General features: G+C 55.3%; 20 protein-coding genes and 1 tRNA gene. 10 read left to right on the top strand and 11 right to left on the bottom strand.

What is annotated here, in order from left to right; genetic code table 11:
* Positions 1-57: 57 nt before the first annotated feature.
* The gene (gene asnB / locus ABID47_RS26725) at positions 58-1,902 is read right to left on the bottom strand and encodes an asparagine synthase (glutamine-hydrolyzing) (protein WP_354501330.1); all 1,845 of its coding nucleotides are present in this window, start codon (positions 1,900-1,902) and stop codon (positions 58-60) included.
* Positions 1,903-2,169: 267 nt separating this feature from the next.
* On the opposite strand from asnB, the gene ABID47_RS26720 reads away from it, so the two are divergent.
* Both ABID47_RS26720 and ABID47_RS26715 read left to right on the top strand, forming a co-directional pair.
* Positions 2,170-2,484, top strand: a complete 315-nt coding sequence (locus ABID47_RS26720) for a hypothetical protein (RefSeq protein ID WP_076174234.1) — start codon at positions 2,170-2,172, stop codon at positions 2,482-2,484.
* Positions 2,485-2,521: 37 nt separating this feature from the next.
* Positions 2,522-2,869, top strand: coding sequence for a hypothetical protein (locus tag ABID47_RS26715; protein ID WP_116234196.1), 348 nt, complete (start codon positions 2,522-2,524; stop codon positions 2,867-2,869).
* A 278-nt stretch (positions 2,870-3,147) separates the two neighbouring features.
* Here the strand turns inward: ABID47_RS26715 and ABID47_RS26710 are convergent, their stop codons facing one another.
* Complete coding sequence (locus ABID47_RS26710) at positions 3,148-3,441, bottom strand: DUF4870 domain-containing protein (protein WP_076174239.1); 294 nt, start codon at positions 3,439-3,441, stop codon at positions 3,148-3,150.
* 141 nt (positions 3,442-3,582) lie between these two features.
* Between ABID47_RS26710 and ABID47_RS26705 the strand changes: the two genes are divergently transcribed.
* Both ABID47_RS26705 and ABID47_RS26700 read left to right on the top strand, forming a co-directional pair.
* Positions 3,583-3,656 (top strand) — tRNA-Arg (locus ABID47_RS26705).
* A gap of 73 nt (positions 3,657-3,729) precedes the next feature.
* A complete protein-coding gene (locus ABID47_RS26700) occupies positions 3,730-4,194 on the top strand; it encodes a hypothetical protein (RefSeq protein WP_145029180.1) in 465 nt (154 codons plus the stop codon).
* A 167-nt stretch (positions 4,195-4,361) separates the two neighbouring features.
* Here the strand turns inward: ABID47_RS26700 and ABID47_RS26695 are convergent, their stop codons facing one another.
* The 7 genes from ABID47_RS26695 to ABID47_RS26665 form a co-directional block, all read right to left on the bottom strand.
* A complete protein-coding gene (locus ABID47_RS26695; RefSeq protein WP_116234197.1) occupies positions 4,362-5,354 on the bottom strand; it encodes an MraY family glycosyltransferase in 993 nt (330 codons plus the stop codon).
* Between the two features lie 455 nt (positions 5,355-5,809).
* Positions 5,810-6,628, bottom strand: coding sequence for a sugar phosphate isomerase/epimerase family protein (locus tag ABID47_RS26690; RefSeq protein WP_354501326.1), 819 nt, complete (start codon positions 6,626-6,628; stop codon positions 5,810-5,812).
* 31 nt (positions 6,629-6,659) lie between these two features.
* Positions 6,660-7,643, bottom strand: a complete 984-nt coding sequence (locus tag ABID47_RS26685) for a Gfo/Idh/MocA family protein (protein WP_354501324.1) — start codon at positions 7,641-7,643, stop codon at positions 6,660-6,662.
* On the bottom strand, positions 7,640-8,674 hold the full coding sequence (locus ABID47_RS26680; protein WP_354501322.1) for a Gfo/Idh/MocA family protein: 1,035 nt from the start codon (positions 8,672-8,674) through the stop codon (positions 7,640-7,642). Before ABID47_RS26680 ends, ABID47_RS26685 begins: the two co-directional genes overlap by 4 nt.
* A 61-nt stretch (positions 8,675-8,735) precedes the next feature.
* Complete coding sequence (locus tag ABID47_RS26675) at positions 8,736-9,569, bottom strand: carbohydrate ABC transporter permease (protein WP_145163120.1); 834 nt, start codon at positions 9,567-9,569, stop codon at positions 8,736-8,738.
* Positions 9,570-9,593: 24 nt separating this feature from the next.
* On the bottom strand, positions 9,594-10,541 hold the full coding sequence (locus ABID47_RS26670) for a carbohydrate ABC transporter permease (RefSeq protein ID WP_145029706.1): 948 nt from the start codon (positions 10,539-10,541) through the stop codon (positions 9,594-9,596).
* A gap of 55 nt (positions 10,542-10,596) precedes the next feature.
* Positions 10,597-11,856 (bottom strand): ABC transporter substrate-binding protein, encoded by a 1,260-nt coding sequence (locus ABID47_RS26665; protein WP_076174264.1) that lies wholly within the window; start codon positions 11,854-11,856, stop codon positions 10,597-10,599.
* Positions 11,857-12,280: 424 nt separating this feature from the next.
* Here ABID47_RS26665 and ABID47_RS26660 point away from each other — a divergent pair, with 424 nt between their 5' ends.
* From ABID47_RS26660 to ABID47_RS26645, 4 genes are all read left to right on the top strand, one after another.
* Positions 12,281-13,483, top strand: a complete 1,203-nt coding sequence (locus ABID47_RS26660; RefSeq protein WP_354501947.1) for an ROK family transcriptional regulator — start codon at positions 12,281-12,283, stop codon at positions 13,481-13,483.
* A 163-nt stretch (positions 13,484-13,646) separates the two neighbouring features.
* Positions 13,647-14,318, top strand: coding sequence for a phosphatase PAP2 family protein (locus ABID47_RS26655; RefSeq protein ID WP_354501319.1), 672 nt, complete (start codon positions 13,647-13,649; stop codon positions 14,316-14,318).
* Positions 14,319-14,487: 169 nt separating this feature from the next.
* Positions 14,488-15,168, top strand: a complete 681-nt coding sequence (locus ABID47_RS26650; RefSeq protein WP_354501317.1) for a FadR/GntR family transcriptional regulator — start codon at positions 14,488-14,490, stop codon at positions 15,166-15,168.
* 25 nt (positions 15,169-15,193) lie between these two features.
* Positions 15,194-16,411, top strand: a complete 1,218-nt coding sequence (locus ABID47_RS26645) for a CynX/NimT family MFS transporter (RefSeq protein WP_435530673.1) — start codon at positions 15,194-15,196, stop codon at positions 16,409-16,411.
* Positions 16,412-16,466: 55 nt separating this feature from the next.
* Here the strand turns inward: ABID47_RS26645 and ABID47_RS26640 are convergent, their stop codons facing one another.
* Entirely contained in the window at positions 16,467-17,549 is a 1,083-nt protein-coding gene (locus ABID47_RS26640; protein WP_354501315.1) for a glycosyltransferase family 8 protein, read from the bottom strand.
* 79 nt (positions 17,550-17,628) lie between these two features.
* On the bottom strand, positions 17,629-18,537 hold the full coding sequence (gene galU / locus ABID47_RS26635; protein WP_354501313.1) for a UTP--glucose-1-phosphate uridylyltransferase GalU: 909 nt from the start codon (positions 18,535-18,537) through the stop codon (positions 17,629-17,631).
* Positions 18,538-18,821: 284 nt separating this feature from the next.
* Between galU and ABID47_RS26630 the strand changes: the two genes are divergently transcribed.
* Positions 18,822-20,576 carry an ABC transporter ATP-binding protein gene (locus ABID47_RS26630; protein ID WP_435530672.1) on the top strand — a complete coding sequence of 585 codons (1,755 nt, stop codon included), beginning with the start codon at positions 18,822-18,824 and terminating at the stop codon, positions 20,574-20,576.
* On the top strand, positions 20,569-22,389 hold the full coding sequence (locus ABID47_RS26625) for an ABC transporter ATP-binding protein (RefSeq protein WP_145141973.1): 1,821 nt from the start codon (positions 20,569-20,571) through the stop codon (positions 22,387-22,389). Before ABID47_RS26630 ends, ABID47_RS26625 begins: the two co-directional genes overlap by 8 nt.
* The last annotated feature ends 22 nt before the right edge of the window (positions 22,390-22,411 follow it).

The raw sequence follows: 22,411 nt of genomic DNA, 5'->3' as shown, positions 1-22,411 counted from the left end.
AAGGGTATCCGGCTGACTAGAGCCTGTCGGATACCCTTTTTGCATGTTCATTTTACGTTAACGAATGGCCACATTGTAGGTTTTCAACCAGTTGTTGACCTGGGCCAGGTAAGCAAACAGCTGCGGCCCCGACATCAGCTGGCCGAACCATGGCAGATTCGAGGATGCCTCGGGGGAAGCGGCGATCTCGAGAATTTTGTTCTTGTCGATCAGCGGCAGGATCGGGGCAGACGGATCGTCCAGAATGTCGAGCATCTGCTGCTTGACGGCGGCAAGGAAATCCGGATTGTGGGTTTTCGGATACGGGCTCTTCTTGCGGTAGAGTACGTCGTCCGGCAGCACGCCTTCCAGTGCTTTGCGTAGAATGCCCTTTTCCCGACCGCCGGTCATTTTGATGTCCCAAGGGATATTCCATACGTACTGGACCAGCCGGTGATCACAATAAGGCACGCGTACTTCGAGGCCGACGCCCATGCTCATGCGGTCCTTGCGGTCCAGCAGCGTCGGCATGAAGCGGGTGATGTTCAGGTAGGACATGACCCGCATTTTGGCCTGCTGGCCGGTCTCGCCGCGCAGCTTGGGAACTTCCCGTACCGCATCGGCGTAACGGTCCCCCAGGTAATCCAGCGGACGGATCCATTCGCGGATTTCGGGTGACAGCAGGCTGGCTCTCATGTCGGGTGCGACCGACCAAGGGAACGTGCCGGAATTCAGCATTTCCTCGCGGTGAAACCAAGGATAGCCGCCGAAAATTTCGTCGGCCGCTTCGCCGGAGACGGCTACCGTCGCCCCTTTTTTGATCTCACGGCAAAATAAATAGAGCGAGCCGTCCACGTCCGCCATGCCGGGCAGGTCCCGGGTCAGGGTAGAGGCATTCAGCGATTCCACGAGCTCGGGGGTATCAAATTCGATGTAATGGTGCTGTGTCCCGAGTTCCTCCACCATCCGCTGGATAAACGGAGCGTCGGCCCCCGGCTGGAAGGCATGCGATTTGAAATGCTTCTCATTGCCGACGTAATCGACGGAGTAGGTGTGGACCTGCCCTTGGTTGGTCCGGTTATAATACTGAACGGCAAGGGCCGTCAGGGCGCTGGAATCCAGCCCTCCGGACAGCAGCGTGCAGACCGGAACGTCCGAAACCAGCTGCCGTTCCAGCGTATCCTGCAGCAGCTCGCGCAGCTTCGCCGCCGTTTCCTCCACGCTGTCTTCGTGGATGTGGCTGTCCAGACGCCAGTAGGCGTAACTGCGCAGCCCGTCGCGGCTGAAGATCATCGCGTGGCCTGCCCGCAGCTCCTTCATGTCTTTATAGACGCCCTGTCCCGGCGTCCGCGCCGGGCCGATAATGAACACTTCGGCGAGCCCTTCCGGGCCGACCACAGGCTCCATCTTGGGGTGCTGCAGCAGCGCTTTGGGTTCGGAGCCGAATATTAAAGTGCCGTCGATGTAGGCGTAGAACAGGGGCTTAACGCCCAGGCGGTCCCGCGCCATAAACACCTGCTCCCGGACGCTGTCCCAGATGGCAAAGGCAAAAATGCCGTTGAACCGGTCCACGCAGGCCGGCCCCCACTCGATGTATGAAACCAAAAGAACTTCCGTATCGCAATGGGTCCGGAAGTGATGTCCTCTTTTGACCAATTCGCTCCGCAGCTCGGCCGCGTTATATAGCTCCCCGTTATAACAAATCGCATACACATCATCATCATCATGAACGATCATGGGCTGTGCGCCGTTTTCGGGGTCAATGACGCTCAGACGGCGGTGGCCGAAGGCGCATGGATTGGAGATCCATGTTCCCGAAGCGTCCGGTCCGCGATCCGACATCGTTTCCGTCATTTTGACAAGGATCTGCGAATCCTGGGTTAAGTCGCCGCTCCATTGTATAAAACCGGTTATTCCGCACATGATGGGTCATCCTCTCTTTGTCGTTTGTCCACTCGCTGTCCTTTCTGTTTGCCAAAGTGATACAGTTATATGCCGAATCGGGGCATAAAATGTCTGTCCTTTAACGAAAACTATAGGAAAGGCAGTGTAAGAAAAACGTGTCTGTCGACGTACTTCTACAGCAGGCAGGCCGCATTTAGCGGATGTTTTTCTTGCGATCATGGAATGGTTCAGCTCCGCTGAAAACTTATACATTTCTATGATCTTTACAAAGGAGAGTAATGAGACATGGATAAGCAGCATTTTTATGTATCGGTACACGGCAGAAGCGTTCTTGCCGAACAAGGCGCCGCTCCTTATGAGCTGGTGATGTACTGCACGGTGGGGCAGGCCAGGGAAGTGCAGCAGATGATGGAGGATATGCAGGAGCATGCCGAAGACTCCTTCCTGGCCTATACGTTTCCATGGCCGGATACGCCGGAGGATGACGTCAATTCGCAGTACACGGAGAGCCTGAACAAGCTGTACCGGAAAATATACGAATATGGTACGGCAGAAACGCGCCAGCATCTAACGGAGAACAAAATGCTGGGTTATACTTGATTTCTGAATTCCGGCTGACCAGGGAGAGGAGGAAAGCATGTATTATATTAAGGATGCCAAGGTGCGGCGGATGACGGAGCTGGACGGGGTCCGCTGCGCCGAAATCGGCGTGCTGCCAGGAGCGGTAGACGATCCCGCGCTTTTGGCTTATGTGGCCGAATCGTCGCCGGGCTGTTACGGCCTGATCCGGCTGATCCGCAACGATGCCGACACAGAGCTCGACTGGTACGACAACAGTATGCATCAGGCGTATACCGATGTGACGATGCAGGCGTTCGAAGGCAGCTTCTTTCTGACGGCCGACGAGGAGCGGGACCTGTTCCTGCGCGATCTGATCTCTTTTGGGAACGTAGAGGAGGATCTGCGGAGCAGGTTCGCAAAGTAAACGCAGCCATAATTTTAGGAACATAGCCGGCAGACTCCCGCCCCATACTATGGTTTAGGGGAGGTGAGCTAAATGGCGGACTTCACGAACAAAAAAGGCAAGAGAAGTAAATACGCCCGACAAAACGCTTTTGCGGGTGGAGTGACGAGCAGAAATTCGAGAAATTTGGCTGTGCCCCATAACCCAAGACGTTTTGGCAACCAGTAACCTCCTTGAACCATGCAAACCTCCGGGGATATCCCCGGAGGTTTGTTCAGCTATTCTTAGCTGTTCACGCTTTACGCATATTCGCGAAGCACCTGAATGCCTTTAACGATGTTGTACACAAACGTGCCGAAGTAAATAACGCAGAACAGCAGGATATATCCCAGGATCGAGCCGGCATGGTGGGCTGCCAAAGTAAAAAACAGCAGCGGTACGGCCGCAATGAATGGCAGCAGATGCGAGAGCAGCGCTCGCTTGGCATGCCTGGCGACGTATTCGTCCCGGACGGCGATCCATACGATCACCGGCAGGATAAACGGGGCGAAAAATATGCTGAAGTAGGAAAGTGAAGATAACAACTGTCGCATGGGAAGTGCTCCTTTACAACGTATTTTGTTATGATATTACCCATAGTATTTCCCGCCAATCGGCTTTCTCATTTTCCTCTTGAAAAATTGGCTAAATGCGGTATAATAAATAACGCATTCGCTTTTTTTATTACATAGCAAGTCCCAGTAGCTCAGCTGGATAGAGCAACGGCCTTCTAAGCCGTCGGTCGGGGGTTCGAATCCCTCCTGGGACGTACAAGGAAAGCCCTCACTCGAGGGCTTTTTCTTTAGATATAAGCAACTGGAGCGAGAAGGGAGAGAGACCGGATGAATCAGGATATTAAAGTATCACAGTGGACCGCACTGCTGATCGAGCAGGCGAAGCGGGCCGGACTGTCCGCGGCCGCCATCGCTGAGGCTGTCCATAACAAGGACGCTGAGCCGTTTATCCAGGCTGGGCTTGAGGGCGAGCGTTATGCCAACCTGTTCGGCTACTCGGAGGAACACGGGGAGCCGCTGGCCCAGGCGGCAACGGAAGGCTACCGCATGACGTTTAACACGCGGAACGGGCTGAAAAACTGGCTGGTGCAGCGTTTTGGACTGGATGAGGAAAAGGACTTTGAGGTTGGCGAGGGCGTGATTCACGGGCTGCGGCTCACCTTGGAACAACTGGCTGCATTGCAAAAAGCACTGGCCGTAAATTGGGTGATTGCCGGATCGCGCGACCTTCCGGGCGGCATGGTGGAGCTGGATTTGTCCATTCGTGCCCTTCAATCCGCTTCTCAAGCCTAATTCGATCTAAATAGGCGTATGCCGGTTATTCATAATTAAAGGGGCTGTCCCATGCTGTCGTGTCATGCACGACGGTGGGCAGCCCCTTTGTCATTTCGTTTCAATAGCTCCCATAGAACGATTCCTGCTTTCTTCCTTGTTAACCACGCCTAGCCGGAAGTTCCCCGCTAACTGATCAACATCAGGATGATCGAGGACAATGACAGGCAGGCACTGAGCAAATAGATGAACACGACCGCCTGCTTCGGGCTCAGCCCCCAGGACAGCAGCCGGTAATGGAGCTGGCTTCGGTCGGCCTTGTACACCGGCTTGCCGTCCCGATACCGTTTGATTACAACGTAAATGTTATCGAAGATCGGCACGCCAAGCGCCAGCACAGGAACGAGAATGGAAATGACGGTCACCTGTTTAAAGGCTCCGTCCAGGGCGATGATGCCGAGCATGAACCCGATAAACGTCGCGCCTGCATCCCCCATGTAAATTTTGGCGGGCGGCTTGTTGTATCTCAGATAACCGAGCGTCACCCCGACCAGCAGCACCGCCATAATCGCGGAATGGGACTGGCCTTTGGCAATAGCAACGATAAACAGCGTAAAGGCCGAAATGGCGGCCACGCCTCCGGACAGCCCGTCCAGCCCGTCCATAAAATTAATGACCGTCGTGACGCCGAAGATCCACAGAATCGTCAAAATAAACTGCAGCCACTCCGGAAACACGACCATATGGCCGGCGAACGGAACGGTGATCCCTTCGAATGAGATCCCTGAATAATAGACGATCACCGCAGCGCCTACCTGCACGAGCGTTTTGGGCAGAGCGGCAAAATCCTTGCCTTTCGTCTTGTACCAGTCATCGATCATGCCGATGCCGAGGATGAGCAGCGAGCCGGCCACAATGCCGGCCATTTCCTTGTCCCAGTGTCCGGTCAGAACGATGTAGGGAACCATAAAGCCGAGAAAGATGGCGATGCTTGCCAGATGCGGTACGGGTTCCTTATGTATTTTGCGAGTGGTGGGCCGGTCGACGAAATCAACCCGGATCGCGAGCTTCCTTAAAGGAGGGATCAAAGCCAAAACGATAACAAGCGATACAATAAATCCAATTACATACACAATGGTCAGGCCTCCAATACTTAGCTTTGCAATTTGCTGTCGTTTCATTCAAAGTCTCTGGTTGGGTTTCGGATACAGTTAAATGTAGCATTTGTATTTTTAACTAGAATAATCGCTATTTTTGCAAAATACAACGATAAAATATTTAATATTTCCATAACATTCCAATCAACCGCTTTTTGCGATTCTAGTAGAAAATAGGTCTATAGCACTTATGCTAATAGAAGAAGGGTGAGCCGATGTTGTCATCCTGCTGACCGCCGGGCTACATCGGAAACATAAGCTTCGGTGCTGAAAACCGACCTTTTGGAACATGCACTTATATGTATTCATACCGAAATAAGCTTTGAACTAGGAAAAAAGGGCTGTCTTTCGGCATAATGACTCTGCCGGCGAGACAGCCCTTTAAGGTTGACTGATTTATCAGCTTATTCAGCGAAACTGAACGCTTGAGATGACTGCAAGCCAATACCATTGGCTGAAGGTGGTCAGGATGTTTGCCCTCAACGGCCTGTAATGATATCCAGCTGTGCGGAAGTATCATACACCATCTGATAAGGGTCGGCGCTGTACGGAGTGAGCTCGGCCGTGACGGTATCCGTGTAGCCGATCTCGTTCAACGCCCGACGTACTTCGTTCCAGTTGACGCTGCCCGACAGCAGCGGGACGAAGCCGTTCGGTCCGGCTGCCGGATTAAAGTCCTTCACGTGGACTTTGCGGATCCGCTCGCCCAGCGTCCGGATCCAATGCTCGGGATAGCCGAAGAGAAGGACGTTTCCGATGTCAAAATAGGCTCCGACCCAGGGCGAATCGAGCTCGTCGATATACCGGGCCATCTCCATCGGGGAGAGCAGGAATTTGTTCCAGACGTTCTCGATGCCGATATGAACGCCGTGTTGTTCGGCCAGCGGAATGAGTTCCCGCAGTTCTTCCTGGCTGCGGCTATAACATTCCTCATAGGTGACGGAAGGCGTCACCGCCCCGGGAACGACCAGCACGGTGTCCATCCTGAGCAGGGATGCAAGCTCCAGCTGCCGGGTGACGATCTCCCGTCCGCCGGCGCGGACATCCGGATCCGCCGCGGACAGGGGGGATTTCCACAGCATGCCGGTCGAAAGGCTGCGCAGCTGAATGTTGTGACGGGAAGCCAGGGCCAGTACGGCCTCCGCCTCCTGTGCAGTGGTGTCCATGGTCAGCCCGGTTCCGCCGGACGGATACAGGTTCAGCTCGACGGCATCGTAACCCGCCTGCTCCGCATGAAGAAAAATCATCTCGAGCGGGGTTCCCTCCGGAAATCCCCATTGATTTATCGACTTCAGCATCGCTTCATACACCCCTTTGTCAGGTTTAGGTTCAGAGCTCTGCAGGCGAAACGGCTGCCAATCGCTCCGCCGAGCGGTATGCAGCCAGGGCCACTTCGAGCGCCTTGAGCCCGTCGACGCCCGTCACGTTCGCCTCGGTCCTGCCTTCCGCGATCGAGGCTACAAAATCCCGGACCAGGCCGAAGTCCATATCGTCGCCCCAGAAATGGTGCCGGTAGCCGCGCTCTTCGCTGAATACATTCAGCTTCTGTCCGAAGGCGTCGATCGTCAGGGTGCCGGCCGTCCCGACGATTTCCAGCGTCACGTCGCCCCAGGTCGGGAAGGAAGGATTCCTGGACCAGCTGCAGTCCAGCGTGGCAAACACGCCGTTGTCAAATTCGATCGACAGAATTCCGCAGTCATCGATGGGGGCGGCGGACATGAGCTGCCCGATTTCCGCGTACACCTCTTTTACCTCCGCGCCGGTGAACCAGCGCATAATATCGGCGACATGAACGGTGTGGTCAATGACCGCTCCGCCGCCGGACAGGGCGGGGTCGACGAACCATCCGCCCGGATTTTGCCCGCGGTTGGTCCCTTTCATGGCGAGGATCCGGCCGAGCTTGCCTTCGTCGATCATTTGCTTGGCCCGGATGACGGACCGGTTATACCGGACCGGAAAGGCCGTCTGCAGCATGACGCCGGCGGCTTTGCAGGCCTCGATCATGTCCCGGGCGTCCGCGGCATTGGTCGATATGGGCTTTTCGCACAGCACATGAACCCCCGCCTTGGCGGCCGCAAGGACATGCTCCTTATGGTTTGCGTTCTCCGACGTAACGACGATCCCGCTGAGGCCTTGCGACAGAAGCTCGGCATAATCGCCGTAATAGCTGGTGCCAAGGATGCCGGCGAACTTTTGACCCCGCTGCTCATCGGGATCGTAAATGCCGGCGAGCTCCACTCCTTCCAATTGGATCAGTGCTTTCGCATAACTGTAAGCGTGCATATGGGCAAAACTGGCGATGCCGATTTTCATGAACCGATCACTCCTTTGCTGCTCGGGTCGGCTGTACCGGTTCCGAGATGAACCGGCCGCCCGGTCTCCATCGATTTCAGCGCCGAGAGCGCAATCTGGAGCGCCTCATAGGCGTCTTCCGCGGTTACGATCGGCTCTTTATCCTGCTCGATGCAATTCAGGAAATGGCGAAGCTCCTGGAAATACGGGTTTTCCTCGACCGGGCTTTCCGGAACGGGGACGCCGCCGCCTCCGGCTGCATGACCGCCGCGCTGAAAAGACAGCAGCGGCTGATCCCGGGCGCTGTCATAGCCGATGATCCCCTGCGTGCCGGCCATCTCCAGGTTCATGGAGAAGCCTTCATGCGACCAGGTTCCCTCGACGTGGGCGATGGCGCCGCTTTGAAAGCGGAGGGTCACGAGCGAATAGTCCAGCTGGGCGTGAACTCTCCCATGAAGCCCCTTGGCATACACACGTTCCACTTCGCCGAAGCACCAGCGAAGAAAATCGAAATCGTGGATCATGGCGTCCAGCGTAATGCCGCCGCTGGCCCCGAAATCGCTGTACCAGTGCTGCCAGCCGATCGGATACCCTCCACCGCGGCCCGCGCGGATGACGGCCGGCTTGCCGATGACGCCATCATCCAGCAGCTGCTTGGCATGCGCATATTCGTGGAAGAAGCGGAGAACATGCCCGACAAACAGCCGGACGCCACGCGAACAGCAGTGGTCGATCATTTCCCTGGCGTCGGCCAGACTGCGCGCCAGCGGTTTCTCGCAGATGACGTGCTTGCCGTCGTCGGCCGCTTGAAGAACAAACTTCTTGTGAAGCGGCGTCGGCAGGCAAACATCGACGACATCGACGCGGTCAAGCGCTTCCATCGCCTCTGTGTAGGAAGTGAACGAAGAGGTGCCGAATGCCTCGGCAAGCCGCGCTCCCTTGCCGGCGTCGGTGTCGACGATACCGGCCAAGTGGGCGTTCGGCATATCGGCATAGGCTGCGGCATGGGTGCTCCCCATCGCCCCCGCGCCTATAACGAGTACGTGAATCATAACGGTTTTCAGCTCCTTTTATGATGGACCGGTTACACTTGTAAAAGGTCTATTCGTTTCCTTATCCTTTGATGCCATTCATAGCGATTCCTTCTATAAAATAGCGCTGCAGGAAAATAAACAGGATGATGATCGGCAGCGTAGCCATCACGGCACCCGCCATCAGCAGCGGATAATCGGTCGAATGCTGTCCCTGGAAGGAAGAGATGCCGATCGATAGCACGCGCATATCCTCCGAGCTGGTCATGATGAGCGGCCACAGCAGGTCGTTCCATGCCGCAAGAATCGTAAAGATAGCCAAAGAGACGAGAGCGGATTTCGACAGCGGCAGGTAGATGTTCCAATAAATCCGGAAATAGCTGCAGCCGTCGATTTTGGCCGCCTCCTCCAGATCTTTCGGCAGCGTCATGAAAAATTGCCTCAGCAAAAAGGTGCCGAATGCGCTGAAGATGCCTGGGATAATCAGAACATAGAAGGTATCCAGCCAGTTCAGCTGCCGCATGATGACAAAGCTCGGGATCATGACGACTTGGGACGGCACCATGAGCACGGCCAGAAGGGCGAGAAAAATGACGTTTTTCCCCGGGAATTTCAGGCAGGCGAAGGAGTATGCGGCCAGGGAACACAGCAGCAGCTGTCCGGCCGTGCGGCCCAGCGTCACCAGAATCGTATTGAGGTAGTAAGTGCCGAAGTCGATGGTCGTCAGCACCTTGGCGTAATTTTCAAAATGCCATTCCGACGGCAGCAGCGTAGGGGGCACCTTCATGGAATCCGCAAAGGACTTTAACGATGTGGACAGCATCCAGACAAAAGGGGTCACCATCAGGACGGCTCCTGCGATCAGCAGAATATGAACGGCCAGCCGTCTTCCGCGGTCGGAAGTTCGGGTTATCATGACAGCCTCTCCTCCTCATGAAGGTTATTGATAATGAACCCAGCGTTTTTGGAAATACATCTGAAACGCGGTGATGATCAGGATGACGATAAACAGGATGAACGCCTCCGCCGAAGCGTAGCCCATGTTGAAGTATTTGAAGCCGTCCTCCCAAATGCTGTACACGACGGTTCGCGTGGAATCGAGCAGGGAGGTCTGCTGCCCCATCATGATGAAGACGAGGTCGAATACCTGGAAAGAGTTGATGAAGGACATGACGAGCACGAAAAACAAGCTCGGCGTCAGCAGCGGCAGCGTAATCCGGAAAAAGCGGTAGACCGTGCCGGCGCCGTCCAGCGACGCCGCTTCGTAATAGCTCGACGGAATTCCCTGCAGCCCTGACAGCAGGATGACGGCGTTGTAACCGACGCTCGTCCAGACGCTGACAATGACGATCGACATGAGCGCAAACTTTTCGTCGAACAGCCAGTTCGGCTGGGGCAGATGCATCGCCCCGAGCACGTAATTGATCAGGCCGAACTCGGAGTTATACAGCCATTTCCACACCATGCCGACCGCGATCGGCATGGTGATGACCGGGATGAAATAGAACGTGCGGTATACGACCATCCCTTTGATATGCTGATTGAGCAGCACGGCGAGCAGCGTGGCAAAGACGATGGACAGCGGGACGGTCGCAACGGTGTAGAGCAGCGTATTCAGCAGGGAACGCGTAAACTTCTCGTCCTGCATCAGCTGGGTAAAATTGTCGATCCCGTTGAACGCCGGAGCGGACATGCCGTCCCAGTTCGTAAAGGACAGAATCAGGGAAGCGGCGGAAGGCACCATATAAAAGAGGGCCAGACCCAGTGCGACGGGGAGGATAAATACGTACCCCCAGACCGCCTCCTGGATGGCCAGCTTGGAAGTTTTCCGCTTCCGGGCTGCAGGCAGGTTCGGGTCTTTCGACTTGACGGCCAGCGGCGTATTCACCGGCAGCACCATCCTTTCTCTCGAAGGTTAAGTGGATACAAGCAAAGGCTCTTCTTTAATCCTTCTTCTCTTCCGCGAGAATCTCGTTCATTTTATCGGCTATCGTCTTCAGCGCTTCCTCAAACGACTTTTTCCCGAGGTAGGCGTCCTGAAGCTCCTTGGTCTCCACGTCCTGCCACTCGGCCGTCCGCTCGGACACCGGATACGGCACAGCAAAGTCCAGACTGTCCACGAATACCTTCAGGTCAAGGGAAGGGATCGACTTCAGCCAGCCTTCCTCCGTTCCTTTATAAGCGGGAATGCTGAAGCCCGATTCGGCCAGGTACTGCTCGCCTTCTTTGCCGGAAAGCACCTGGATCAGGTCCCATGCTTCCTGCTGATGCTTCGTTTTTTCGTTCATCGCCCAGCTCAGGCCGTGAACGATCGTCGCTTTCTGTTTGCCTGCGGGCAGCGGGGCAACCCCCAGCTTGTCTCCCAGCAATTTGTACAGCTCGGGCGCGCTGACGGAAATGGCGGGGAACATGGCGGCTTTGCCGGAGCCGAACAGTTGGAGCGGCTTGGTCTCAAGCTGCTGCTGGGCGTTCGGGGAATAGCCCTGGTCCATCAGCTTTTTCTCCCACTGAAAAGCGGACAGCGCCTCGGGCGAATCGAAGCCGGATTTCGTTTTATCTTCGGAGATGATGTAACCGCCGGCCTGGTGGATCAGATCGTAATATCCGGACTGGCTGTCAATCAAAGCGGTGTAGCCGTACACGCCGTTCTGCTTGTCCGTCAGCTTGGCGGCATTCTGCTCGATCGTATCCCAGGTCCAGCTGCCGTCCGGGTAAGACACGCCGGCTTTGTCGAAAAGTTCTTTATTGTAGTAGAGTCCAACCGCATCGAGGAAATAAGGAAGTCCATAAAGATGATCGTTGTAGGTGTACAGATTGACGAGGGCGTCGGTGTAAACGGAGGTATCGAGCTTGCTTTCATCAATAAGCGGCTGCAGATCTTTGATCCAGCCTTTGGAGGCATAAGCGTAGAAGTTGGGGCCGTTCATCCAGAAAACATCGGGCCCACTGTTGCCGGCGAGACTTGTTTTCAATTTGGTCCAATAGTCGGCCCAAGGGGTGTAAGTTACTTTGACTTCCACGTCGGGGTGGTTTTTCTTGTACAGCTCAATCGATTTGTTGACGGTGTCCTTCACGTTCTCATCCCATAGAGCTACGTTGATTACTTTTTTGCCGCCGGCTTCTCCGGAAGAGCCGCCGCAGCCCGTCATTACAGCAGTGAACAGAAACAGGAACACGAGGATGATCGACATTTTTCTAGCCATTCCAATAACCTCCTCTAAATATGGTTCTTGCACTCATTCTTGATCTGCCGCAGTTCCAATGATGTACGAATTTCCCCCCCTTATCTTGCGAAAATCCATCGCCATACTTATTCCAATATTCAAAATAAGTAGATGCCAGCCGACCATTCGATGTAAGGTATCAGGAAAAGAATGGCATCTATTTGCGTAAGATTATATATTTGGTGATTGTTATTTTCAATAGTTTGATAAATATTTGCACAAAAACTTTTGGAAGGCAGGAAAACGGCGTTTTCAAGTGGAAAGTATCGGTTTCCGCATATTTTGGTCATTGGAATATGTTACATGGAATGGAGCATTGGGAACTATATTTTACTGTAAATATGGAATAAGATGGAATATATTGATGCATTTTGCCGAAGAAAGGGGAAGATGGTTGAAAACGATGAGAAAAGGCGATTGGAAACTGATTCAGGAGCTGAACCGGTCGATCATTTTAAATAAAATCCGCCTGGACGGCCCGATCTCCCGGATCGAGCTGGCCAAAGGAAACCGGATTAGCCCCTCCACCGTAGCTGCGGCGGTTCAGGAGCTGATCCGGGAAGGCTATGTGACCGAAATCGGCAGAGGAGAGTCCAGCGGCGGGCGCAAGCCCATTTTGCTGCGATTTGCGCCGGATAACCATTTTTTGTTTGCCGCATCGATCTCAAACACAGTCATCGAGGTTGCTCAATTAAACCTGGAGGCGAACATCCTGCGTAAAGAATCCGCCCCTGTCGGAACGCGGCAGGGAGAAGGCGTCATCGAGCTGATGCTCGGCATGATCGACCGCTTCGTCACCGAAACCGGCAGCCTGGACGCTTGCATCGGCATAGCCGTCACGACACCGGGCGTGGTTAATGTTGAGCAGGGGGTTGTCTACTATAATTCCAAGCTCCGCCTGAATGACGTTCCGGTCAAGCAGCTCGTGGAAAGCCGCTATGGGATAAAAACCTGGGTCGAGAACGATACCAACTCGCTCGTGCTTGCAGAGCGGCGGTTCGGGAGCTACAGCTCTTTTGCCAATCTGATCTATATTATGGTCGGCAATGGGATTGGGGCGGGCATCCTTGTCGACGACATGATCCTCCGGGGAAAGCTGGGAGGAGCGGGCGAATTCGGCCATACGAGCGTCAACCGGAGCGGAATCCGCTGCGAATGCGGAAACGTCGGCTGCCTGGAGAACTCGGTAAGCTGGCCTGCGGTGCACTCCCGAATGATGGCGGCGATGGCTTCGGGCCGGCAGACGCTTATCCACGATCTGACAGACGGCGACTTCAGCCGGATCGAGCCTGCGGTGTATAAAGAGGCACTGTCCAGAGAGGATCGGCTGGCCATGGACATCACCGAGGAGATCGCCGAGCATCTGGGTGCAGGCATCGTCAACCTGGTGAACCTGTTTAATCCGGGAGCGATCGTGTTAGGCGGGAACGTGGCTCAGGACAATCCTATTCTGCTTCATAAGGTTGAGGAGCATATTTCAAGGTATGCCATGCGTATTTTGAAGGACGATCTGGTTGTGGGGCAGTCTTCGCTTGGGGATGACGGCAAATTAATCGGTGCGGCCGCTGTCGTGCTGCAGGATCTGTTTCAGTTTTCGTTAACATAGCCGTCATCCTTCGGTGAGGAGACTGTGAGGAAATGAAAAAGAAACTGGAAAAGGCTTCATACATAAATATGGTTGATGGAAACCGGTTCTAGCAGTACAATAAGGCAGCGGTTCTCGAAGGAATCCCTTAACATCTTTTGCAACCGGCAGAGAAAGGTTTGATATGGTGACGAAGGTAAATGCAATGATGCAGAGGCTGCGTCCTCTCGCCCCACTAGTACTGATGCTCGTTTTTCCCGTTCTGGGGTCGATTTACCAGCTGGTGAACCACCCGAATGACCGCGTGTATTCCCTTGTCACGCAAGCGGATCTGGCTATTCCATTTATCAAATATTTTGCGCTCCCTTACGGCGTATGGATCTTCTATATCTATGCCTGCCTGGTCTACCTTTTCTTTAAGGACCGGAATTTGTATTACCGGGGTATTATACTGTACACGTTATGCGCAATGACATGCTACGGCATTTATCTTGTGTTTCAAACGACGGTGCCAAGGCCGGTCGTGACCGGCAGCGATCCGTTCAGTGAGCTTGTCCGATTTATTTATAAACGGGATCAGCCCTACAATTGTTTTCCGAGCATTCACTGCTTCTCGAGTTACATGGTTATGCGGCTCTTTCTGACAAGCAAGGCCCGGAGCCGCATGATCATGATTCTCGTCAGCACGATGTCGATTCTCATCATCGCCTCGACACAGTTCGTGAAACAGCATGTCCTCTGGGACGCCGTTTCGGCGATCGCGATGGTTGAAATCTACTACTTCTTGATCTATGTCCTGCCCGGTGCACACCGTAGCCGGGAGAAAGTACGGCAGCAGAAGGAACTTCAAGCATAAGGCAGCATGCTCTAAAAGAGCCCGGCTGCACCAGATCGGCAGTCTTCCGAGTGAAGGCTGCCGTTGCTGCGTTTCAGGGCCGAGGATGGTGCAAAAACGAAAAAATTGTGCAGGAAACCGAAGTTCTATGCTACAATGAACCAAACATCCTATGTTTGGAGGTATTCGAATGAACTTGCAGCGTCCAACGCGTTCAACGCTTGTCGAGCAGGTCGCTTCTCAGCTGGAGAAGCTGATTGAAGAAGGGCAGTGGCCCGTTGGGGAACGCATCCCTCCGGAACCGGAGCTGGTGGAGAAGCTGGGCGTCAGCCGAAACACGATCCGTGAAGCGATACGTGCCCTGATTCATGCAGGACTGCTCCGGACGCGGCAGGGGGACGGGACGTACGTCGTCGCGTCGAGCAGCCTCGGTCCCGTCCTTCAGCGGCGGATGGAGCGCTCCAAGCTGAGCGAGACGCTGGAGGTTCGCGCTGCGCTGGAGCAGGAAGCCGCCCGGCTCGCCGCCCAGCGGAGCACGGAGGATGATATCAAGCAGATCCGGCTTACGCTTGCGGCCTGCAGCGCCGCTGAACAGTCCGGAGATATGGAAGCTTACATCATCGCCGATTTGGCCTTTCACAAGCAGGTGATCGCCGCTGCGCATAACCGGCTGCTCAGCGAATTGTATGACAGCATTAGCGAATCCGTGACGAGTTCCCTCTCGCTGGGCAGCTTGCGCTGGGATCTGGTGCTTGTGCACTGCCGGCTCAATGAGCGTCTGCTTGAAGCCATCATCCGCCGGGACGCGGCGGAGGCGGGCGAAATTGTCCGGTCGTATATCCAGGCATCCCAAGATGCCTTGCTTGATTAGTCTGAAGGAGGAAATACAGAACATCATGAATAAAACATACGAAATGTCTACGCAGCCGGCGGAGAATCCCCAGGTTTCCACAGGGATGAAGGCGCTGCTGCTGGTTCTTGGAATTATCCTGATCGCGACGACGCTGCGGGCGCCGATCACTTCGGTGGGTCCGCTCGTTGAAACGATCCGGCTCGATACGGGAATGTCGCATACCCTTGCAGGGCTGCTGACGACGTTCCCGCTGCTGGCCTTTGCCGTCGTCTCCCCGATTGCTCCGAAGCTGGCCCGGAGATGGGGCATGGAGAAGACGCTGTTTAGCGGAGTGGCCGCTGTAACGCTGGGCATTGTCCTGCGGTTCGTTCCTTCGGTCGCCGCTTTATTTGCCGGCACGATTCTGCTCGGCCTCGGCATCGCGGTCAGCAATGTGCTGCTGCCGAGCCTGATTAAGCGGGATTTTCCGCTGCGGGTGGGTGTCATGACGGGAATCTATTCCGTTTCGATGAACATCTTTGCGGCTATCGCCTCCGGCGTCAGCCTTCCGGTGTCGAATCATCTCGCTTCCGGGTGGCGGGGATCCCTGCTCATCTGGGGAATCCTGTCGTTGATCGCGCTCATCGTCTGGCTGCCGCAGCTCCGGTACCGGCATCGGACCGGCGAGGTGCGGATTTCATCGAAAAGCAGCATCTGGCGCTCGAAACTGGCGTGGCAGGTCACGATTGTTATGGGTTTGCAATCCTTCGTATTTTACTCGGTCGTGTCCTGGCTGCCTGAAATTTTGACCGATCGGGGCATGAGCGGTTCGACGGCAGGCTGGATGCTGTCGCTGATGCAATTTTTCAGCGTGCCGGTCACGTTCTTCGTGCCGATTCTGGCGGGACGCTTTAAGAATCAGCGCGGACTGGTCATCGGGACGTTCCTCTGCTTTGTTCTGGGCTTTGTGCTGCTGCTTAGCGGATGGAATGCGATCGTTCCGGTCGCGGTCGTATTGGTCGGAATCGGCACCGGTGCGGCCTTCGGCCTCGTAACGATGTTCTTCATGCTCCGCACCCGCCGGACCGAACAGGCTGCGGAATTGTCCGGTATGGCCCAGTCGGTCGGGTACCTGCTGGCCGCTGTCGGACCTCTGCTGATTGGACTTATCCATGACCTGAGCGGAAGCTGGACGACCGCGACCTCGGTCCTGCTGATCGTGGCCATCGTCTATATGCTGGCCGGATGGGGCGCCGGGAACAACACTTACATTGAAGAATAAAGCACAACCTCCGCCGGAAGGGCGGAGGTTGTTTGCATTTTTCTTGAGACAGCCGTTACAAATAGATGCCGCTGCTGAAGCCCTGAATGTACATGGCATGCTTTCTGCGGGAGCTGCGGCGCATCGTAAGGATGCGGGACTTGCTGCCGCTGCCGGTTGCAGATTTGCGCCGGGAGTACCTGGAGTGTCTGGAGGCTTTTCTCCGCTTCCTCATGACGACCCTTTCACTCTGTTCCCTTTCGCTCCGGTGGCGGGAGGATGGTTTTCTAGGCGAGTGTTTGCGGGTTTTGCGTTTCATAAGCAGATGCCGGGCTTTTCTGTCCGCGCTTCTTTTGATGGGCGCCGGGAGGATCGGCTCCTTGCTCCATGGCGTTAATCTCAGATTATCCTGATAGAGGACATATCCTGGGGAAAGCGGGTCCCAGCACTTCATGTCACCGGCAAAGTGAACGATTTTTTGCTGGAGGTCCATTTCGGAACCCGGGACGTAAAACCAGTTGAACCGTTGATCCAGCAGCAGGCAGTTTCCCCCGAATACGTGGTTCAGGCAGTCCTGGTCCGGCATCGAGGTGCCGGGAAAGGCGCGGAAAAAGTTCAGCATTTCTTCAAACCACGTCACGTGCTGCCGAATGGCATTGAGGTCAAATACAAGGACCCCGGAGTTAAAATAGGTTTCGGGGTTTAAACCCTGGACGGCCACGACTTCTGCGATGCCGAGGATGCCTTGGTCGTGGATAGCCCCAAGGTAGCCGCCGTTCAGGTCAATCTCCCACAGCTCGGTAATGTCCATATTGACCATCACGTCGCAGTCGAGATAGATTACCCGTTCAGCAGGTACCACGGCTGGCAGCAGCAGCCGATAAAGACTGCCCCACGTCCATCGGTCGATGGAGCCGGTTCCCGAGAGAACATTCATCATCTCCACCGGCAGGGTCACAGGATAGAAGTGGATCGGATGCTTGAAATCCGCCGCCAGCTGGGCGAGCTTGTTCCTGTTTTCTTCCAGGAGCGAATCGTCATGGAGGATGTGAACCTGAAGCTCGGAGGAAGTATTACGGAACACCGAAGCCAACGCGGCGGCAGCGTGCTCGGAATAGCTTCCGTCCTTATCCGTAAAAGCTAAAGCCAATTCAATCATTTGCGGGGACACCTCTCTTTAGAATTGGTTTTCCGTTACATACCTGCATCACGAGAAGGCAGGCGGGTGAAGCTTGGGCTTACGGCGCAGGGTCACCGGAATCGGAATCCGGTGATTGAGGGTCCTCTTTTAACAGCTCGCTCATTTCGTCCTGCAGGTGTTGCTTCAGTTGCGCTCTTTGTTTCGTCAGTGCCAAAATGGCCTTCACATAACCCAGCGGATCACCGACGTCATGCCAACGGCCTTTGATCTCGCAGGTATAAATCGCTTCTTTGGCAAGTAATTGATTCAATGCGTCCGTCAGCTGGATTTCGCCGCCGACTCCCGGGGATTGGTTTTCCAGGATATCGAAAATGGATGCAGTCAAAATGTAACGGCCCACCATGGCCAACCTTGAAGGAGAGGCATCGACCGTGGGTTTTTCCACCAACCGGTTCACATACGCAAACGAATCGACCAGCGGTTTGGCGTCGACGATGCCGTAACTCGATACCTTGTCAGCGGCCACGCTCTGCACGCCTACGATGGACGTCTGCAGCCGGTCATACCCATCCATAAGCTGTTTTAGCGACGGCGGATCAGCGTCAAAAAACGTGTCTCCAAGCAGGACGGCAAAGGGCTCGTTTCCGATAAACTTGCGCCCTACCCCGATGGCGTGCCCCAGACCTTTACGCTCTGATTGGCGAATATAGTGGATGTCGACAATGCCGGTAAATTCCCGGATTTTGCGGAGTTCCTCGAACTTGCCTTTTTGCTCCAAATAATATTCGAGCTCCAGCGCCGAGTCGAAGTGATCCTCGATCACCTTTTTGCCTTTGCCGGTCACGATCAAAATTTCCTCAATCCCGGAAGCCGCGGCTTCTTCGATAATAAACTGGATGGTGGGCTTATCGATAATCGGCAGCATCTCTTTGGGCATTGCTTTGGTGGCGGGAAGAAACCGCGTTCCGTAACCGGCTGCCGGAATGATCGCTTTACGAATCTTCAAGCGGTCCTCCTCCTTTGCTGATAGCAATTTCGCATACTGTCATCTTATGCCGAAGAGAGCTGCGGATCGTGGACATTTATCCAGTGAGGCAAAATTAATGGATGGCCGTTTTTTTGCAGGCAGAAGTAAACCCCAAAAAAAATTTATCCGTTCCGGGACACGGTTTTTTCGCTGCTCTGCCAGGTTGGGAAAAGCCCAATCTTTTTTTTCTGTGGTATATTTTAATGGATGGGTCGGAAGCGGGTAATGATGAAATATCAATTCAATTGAAACCAAAGGAGGGAATGGAACTCTTGAAAAGCTTCGAACTGCTCACCAATTATTTGAAGAAAAACGCGCTTCTCTACCTGACCGCCGTCATCCTGATCATCCTGTCCAACGTGGATCAGGCGCTGCTGCCGCAGATTCTCGGTAAGGTGACGGATGGACTGAAGGAACGTTCGATCGGTCGCGAGGACATCATCCGCTACAGCCTGATCCTGCTGGGGATCGCCGTGTCCTATGGCGTGCTGTTCGGCTTAGGGCAGTTTACGATTATGCGTCTCGGCCGGCGGTTCGAGTTTTTGACAAGGGGACAGATCTTTGCCCAGTTTTCCCGCCTCAGTGAGGACTTTTTTTCCAAACAGGGGACCGGCAAGCTGCTCAGCTATGTCATGAACGACGTGACTTCGGTTCGGGAAGCGATTTCATTCGGAGTCACGCAGACGACCAACGCCGTGTTCATGGTCATCTCCTGTGTTGTCATGATGCTGGTTACAGGTATACCGGTCACTCTGATTCTGGTCAGCGTGTGCCCGCTGGTCGCCATTCCGTTTCTGGTCATTTATTTCGGTCCCCGCATCCGGAACCGGTCGATGGATGTGCAGGAAGGGTTGGCCACGATGACGGAATCCGCCGATGAGCAAATCGGGGGCATCCGCGTCACGAAGACGTTCGCTATCGAGGAGACGGCGCAGCGCCGGTTTGACGAGACGGTCGACGGGGTGCGCAGCGCGCAGCTGCATCTGGTGAGGATGTCATCCTTGTTCCAGGCGCTGCTTCCTTTTCTGGGGGCGTTATCCCTGGTCGTTTCACTGCTGGTCGGCGGATATATGACGATTCAGGGCCGGATGACCCTTGGAAGCTTCGTTGCGCTGACGTTCTACCTCCGGATGCTGACGGGACCACTGCAGCAGATCGGCAACGTGATTAACATGATGCAGCGCTCGGGAGCCTCCCTGGAACGCGTCAACCGGCTGCTGGCCCGGGTGCCGAGCGTGAGGGACAAGGACGACGCTTCGGACCTTGCCCGCATCGGGGATATCGCCGTGGACCACTTGACGTTCTCTTATCCGGGGACGTCGGAACAAGCGCTTAAGGACGTCAGCTTCACCATTCCGGAAGGCCGCACCGTCGGGCTCATCGGCCGCACCGGCAGCGGCAAGTCGACGCTGGCAAAGCTGCTTCTGCGCATTTATGAACCCCCGGCCGGCAGCATTAAGGTAAACGGTCAAGATATTACCCGCGTGACCCTGGAGTCGCTGCGCCGCAAGATCGGCTATGTGCCGCAGGACGGGTTTTTGTTCAGCACGGATATCGCCGACAATATCGCCTTCAGCGACCGCTCCGCCAGCATCGAGCAAATCCGCGAGGCAGCGGCCCAGGCTTTGCTGCTGGAAAGCGTCAACTCCTTTGAAGCGGGATTTGAGACCCGGCTCGGCGAGCGGGGCCTTACGCTGTCCGGCGGTCAAAGACAGCGCGCGAGTCTGGCGAGAGGGCTGATGAAAAAGCCCGAGCTCTTGATTCTCGACGACAGCATGAGCGCCGTCGACGCGATGACGGAATCGGGCATCCTCGGCAATTTGATCCGGGAGCGCAGCGGCAAATCGACGCTCATTATCGCGCACCGGATCAGCAGCGTCCAGCATGCCGATGAAATCATCGTGCTGGATCAAGGCCGCATTGTCCAGCGGGGCAGCCATGAGGAATTGATGGCCTGGCCGGAAGGGCCATATGCATCTTTATACCGGATTCAACAGGAGGGACTGCAGCATGCCTAATTCTTCAGCCGCTGCCCTCAAGGCAACGCAAGCAAAGGATGCAGCGGAAAAGAAAAGATCATTTGAAGCCTTCAGGGCGATACTGGCTTACGGCAAACCGCACAAGTGGGCTTTTGCCGGCGTATTTGTCTGCGCGATCCTCGGCATTTCCGCCGATCTGCTGCAGCCGTATCTGGTCAAGATCGTGATCGACGATCATTTGGCTGTCGGCGGCAGGGATATGGGGTATATCGCCACGATCGCCGGCATTTATCTCGGCATTTCGATCGTCAGCTTCTTATTCACGTATTTGCAGAATAACCTGCTGCAGTACGCGGGTCAAAGCATCGTGGCACGGATCCGGAAGGACCTGTTCCAGCATATTTCCAAGCTGTCAATGTCCTATTTCGACCGCGTGCACCGCGGCAGTCTGGTGACCAATGTGTCCAGCGACACGGAGACGATCAGCCAGTTTTTCACACAGGTGCTGCTCAGCTTGATCCGCGACGGCATGACCCTCGTACTGATCATTGTCTTTATGTTTCAGCTCGATACGACGCTCGCCTGGTATTCGATGATCGTCCTGCCCGTCATCGGCCTCGTGGCCTTCCTGTTCCGCCGCTATCTACGCCAGGCGTACCAGGTAACCCGGAGCCGCTTGTCGCGGTTAATCGGATTCATTGCGGAGAATTTGTCCGGGATGGGGCTGATTCAGGCGTTCCGCCAGGAAGAGGAGCAGACCCGGCGTTTTAACGAAAATAACCAGAGCTACTGGGAAGCGAACATGAGGGAGGTCCGCGCCAACGTGCTGTTTAACCGGACCTTCGACATTCTGGGCAACGTCGCCCTCGTTACGGTCGTCTGGCTGGGCGGACTGGCGGTATTCCATGAGCATATGGCCGTCGGCGTTCTGTACGCGTTTACGAGCTACATCCGGCAGTTTTTCCAGCCGATCAACCAGATCACGATGCAGTGGAACACGTTCCAGTCGACGACCGTATCGATGGACCGGATCTGGAAAATATTCAGCACCGAGCCCGAAGTGAAGGACCCGGAGCCTGACAAAACGTGCCGGCTGCGCTTGTCCGAAGCCCGCGGACGGGTCGACTTCAATCACATTTCTTTCGGCTATTCGGAATCCAAGCCGGTCATTCCCCATCTCGACCTCCATTTGAAGCCCGGGGAGATGGTCGGCATCGTCGGCACAACGGGAGCGGGGAAGAGCACGATGATCAGCCTTTTGAACCGGTTCTATGACGTTAATTCCGGCAGCATCAAAATCGACGGGGCGGATATCCGCGACATTCCGCAGCAGCAGCTCCACCGTCTCGTCGGACTGATCCAGCAGGAGCCCTATCTGTTCGCGGGAACCGTCCTCGATAACGTCCGGCTGTTTCAGGAGGACATCTCCCGAGAAAAGGTGATGGATGCCTGCCGGTTCGTCGGCGCGCACGACATGATCATGCGGATGTCCGGCGGATACGACACGCTCCTATCGGAGCGGGGCAGCGGCCTGTCAGCCGGGGAGCGGCAGCTGATCTCCTTCGCGCGGATCATGGTCTTTGAGCCGCGGATCCTCATCCTGGATGAGGCGACCGCCAACCTGGATTCGCATACGGAGCAGCTGGTGCAAAGCGCGCTGGCGAACGTGTCCACCGGGCGGACGACGCTGGTGATCGCCCACCGGCTGTCCACGGTCATGCACGCCGACCGCATTCTGGTCATGAAAGACGGCCGGGCGATTGAGGAAGGCACCCATGACGAACTGCTGGCCATGCACGGATACTATGAGCAGCTGTACAATCATGCAAGACAGGCGGCCGATGAAGAGTAGCCCGGGATGCAGGGGCCGGTTG

Origin of the sequence: Paenibacillus favisporus (assembly GCF_040545415.1) — a bacterium.
Classification (GTDB): Bacteria; Bacillota; Bacilli; order Paenibacillales; family Paenibacillaceae; genus Paenibacillus_AQ; species Paenibacillus_AQ favisporus.
This window is presented reverse-complemented; position numbering and strand designations above follow the sequence as displayed.

Coding starts and splice junctions, on each gene's coding strand:
- ABID47_RS26640 (WP_354501315.1), bottom strand. CDS start 17,549: ATGATTGAATTGGCTTTAGCTTTTACGGATAAGGACGGAAGCTATTCC.
- ABID47_RS26660 (WP_354501947.1), top strand. CDS start 12,281: ATGAGAAAAGGCGATTGGAAACTGATTCAGGAGCTGAACCGGTCGATC.
- ABID47_RS26665 (WP_076174264.1), bottom strand. CDS start 11,856: ATGGCTAGAAAAATGTCGATCATCCTCGTGTTCCTGTTTCTGTTCACT.
- ABID47_RS26675 (WP_145163120.1), bottom strand. CDS start 9,569: ATGATAACCCGAACTTCCGACCGCGGAAGACGGCTGGCCGTTCATATT.
- ABID47_RS26655 (WP_354501319.1), top strand. CDS start 13,647: ATGGTGACGAAGGTAAATGCAATGATGCAGAGGCTGCGTCCTCTCGCC.
- ABID47_RS26710 (WP_076174239.1), bottom strand. CDS start 3,441: ATGCGACAGTTGTTATCTTCACTTTCCTACTTCAGCATATTTTTCGCC.
- ABID47_RS26715 (WP_116234196.1), top strand. CDS start 2,522: ATGTATTATATTAAGGATGCCAAGGTGCGGCGGATGACGGAGCTGGAC.
- ABID47_RS26700 (WP_145029180.1), top strand. CDS start 3,730: ATGAATCAGGATATTAAAGTATCACAGTGGACCGCACTGCTGATCGAG.
- ABID47_RS26695 (WP_116234197.1), bottom strand. CDS start 5,354: ATGAAACGACAGCAAATTGCAAAGCTAAGTATTGGAGGCCTGACCATT.
- ABID47_RS26690 (WP_354501326.1), bottom strand. CDS start 6,628: ATGCTGAAGTCGATAAATCAATGGGGATTTCCGGAGGGAACCCCGCTC.
- ABID47_RS26625 (WP_145141973.1), top strand. CDS start 20,569: ATGCCTAATTCTTCAGCCGCTGCCCTCAAGGCAACGCAAGCAAAGGAT.
- ABID47_RS26650 (WP_354501317.1), top strand. CDS start 14,488: ATGAACTTGCAGCGTCCAACGCGTTCAACGCTTGTCGAGCAGGTCGCT.
- ABID47_RS26685 (WP_354501324.1), bottom strand. CDS start 7,643: ATGAAAATCGGCATCGCCAGTTTTGCCCATATGCACGCTTACAGTTAT.
- asnB (WP_354501330.1), bottom strand. CDS start 1,902: ATGTGCGGAATAACCGGTTTTATACAATGGAGCGGCGACTTAACCCAG.
- ABID47_RS26720 (WP_076174234.1), top strand. CDS start 2,170: ATGGATAAGCAGCATTTTTATGTATCGGTACACGGCAGAAGCGTTCTT.
- ABID47_RS26630 (WP_435530672.1), top strand. CDS start 18,822: ATGGAACTCTTGAAAAGCTTCGAACTGCTCACCAATTATTTGAAGAAA.
- ABID47_RS26680 (WP_354501322.1), bottom strand. CDS start 8,674: ATGATTCACGTACTCGTTATAGGCGCGGGGGCGATGGGGAGCACCCAT.
- ABID47_RS26645 (WP_435530673.1), top strand. CDS start 15,194: ATGAATAAAACATACGAAATGTCTACGCAGCCGGCGGAGAATCCCCAG.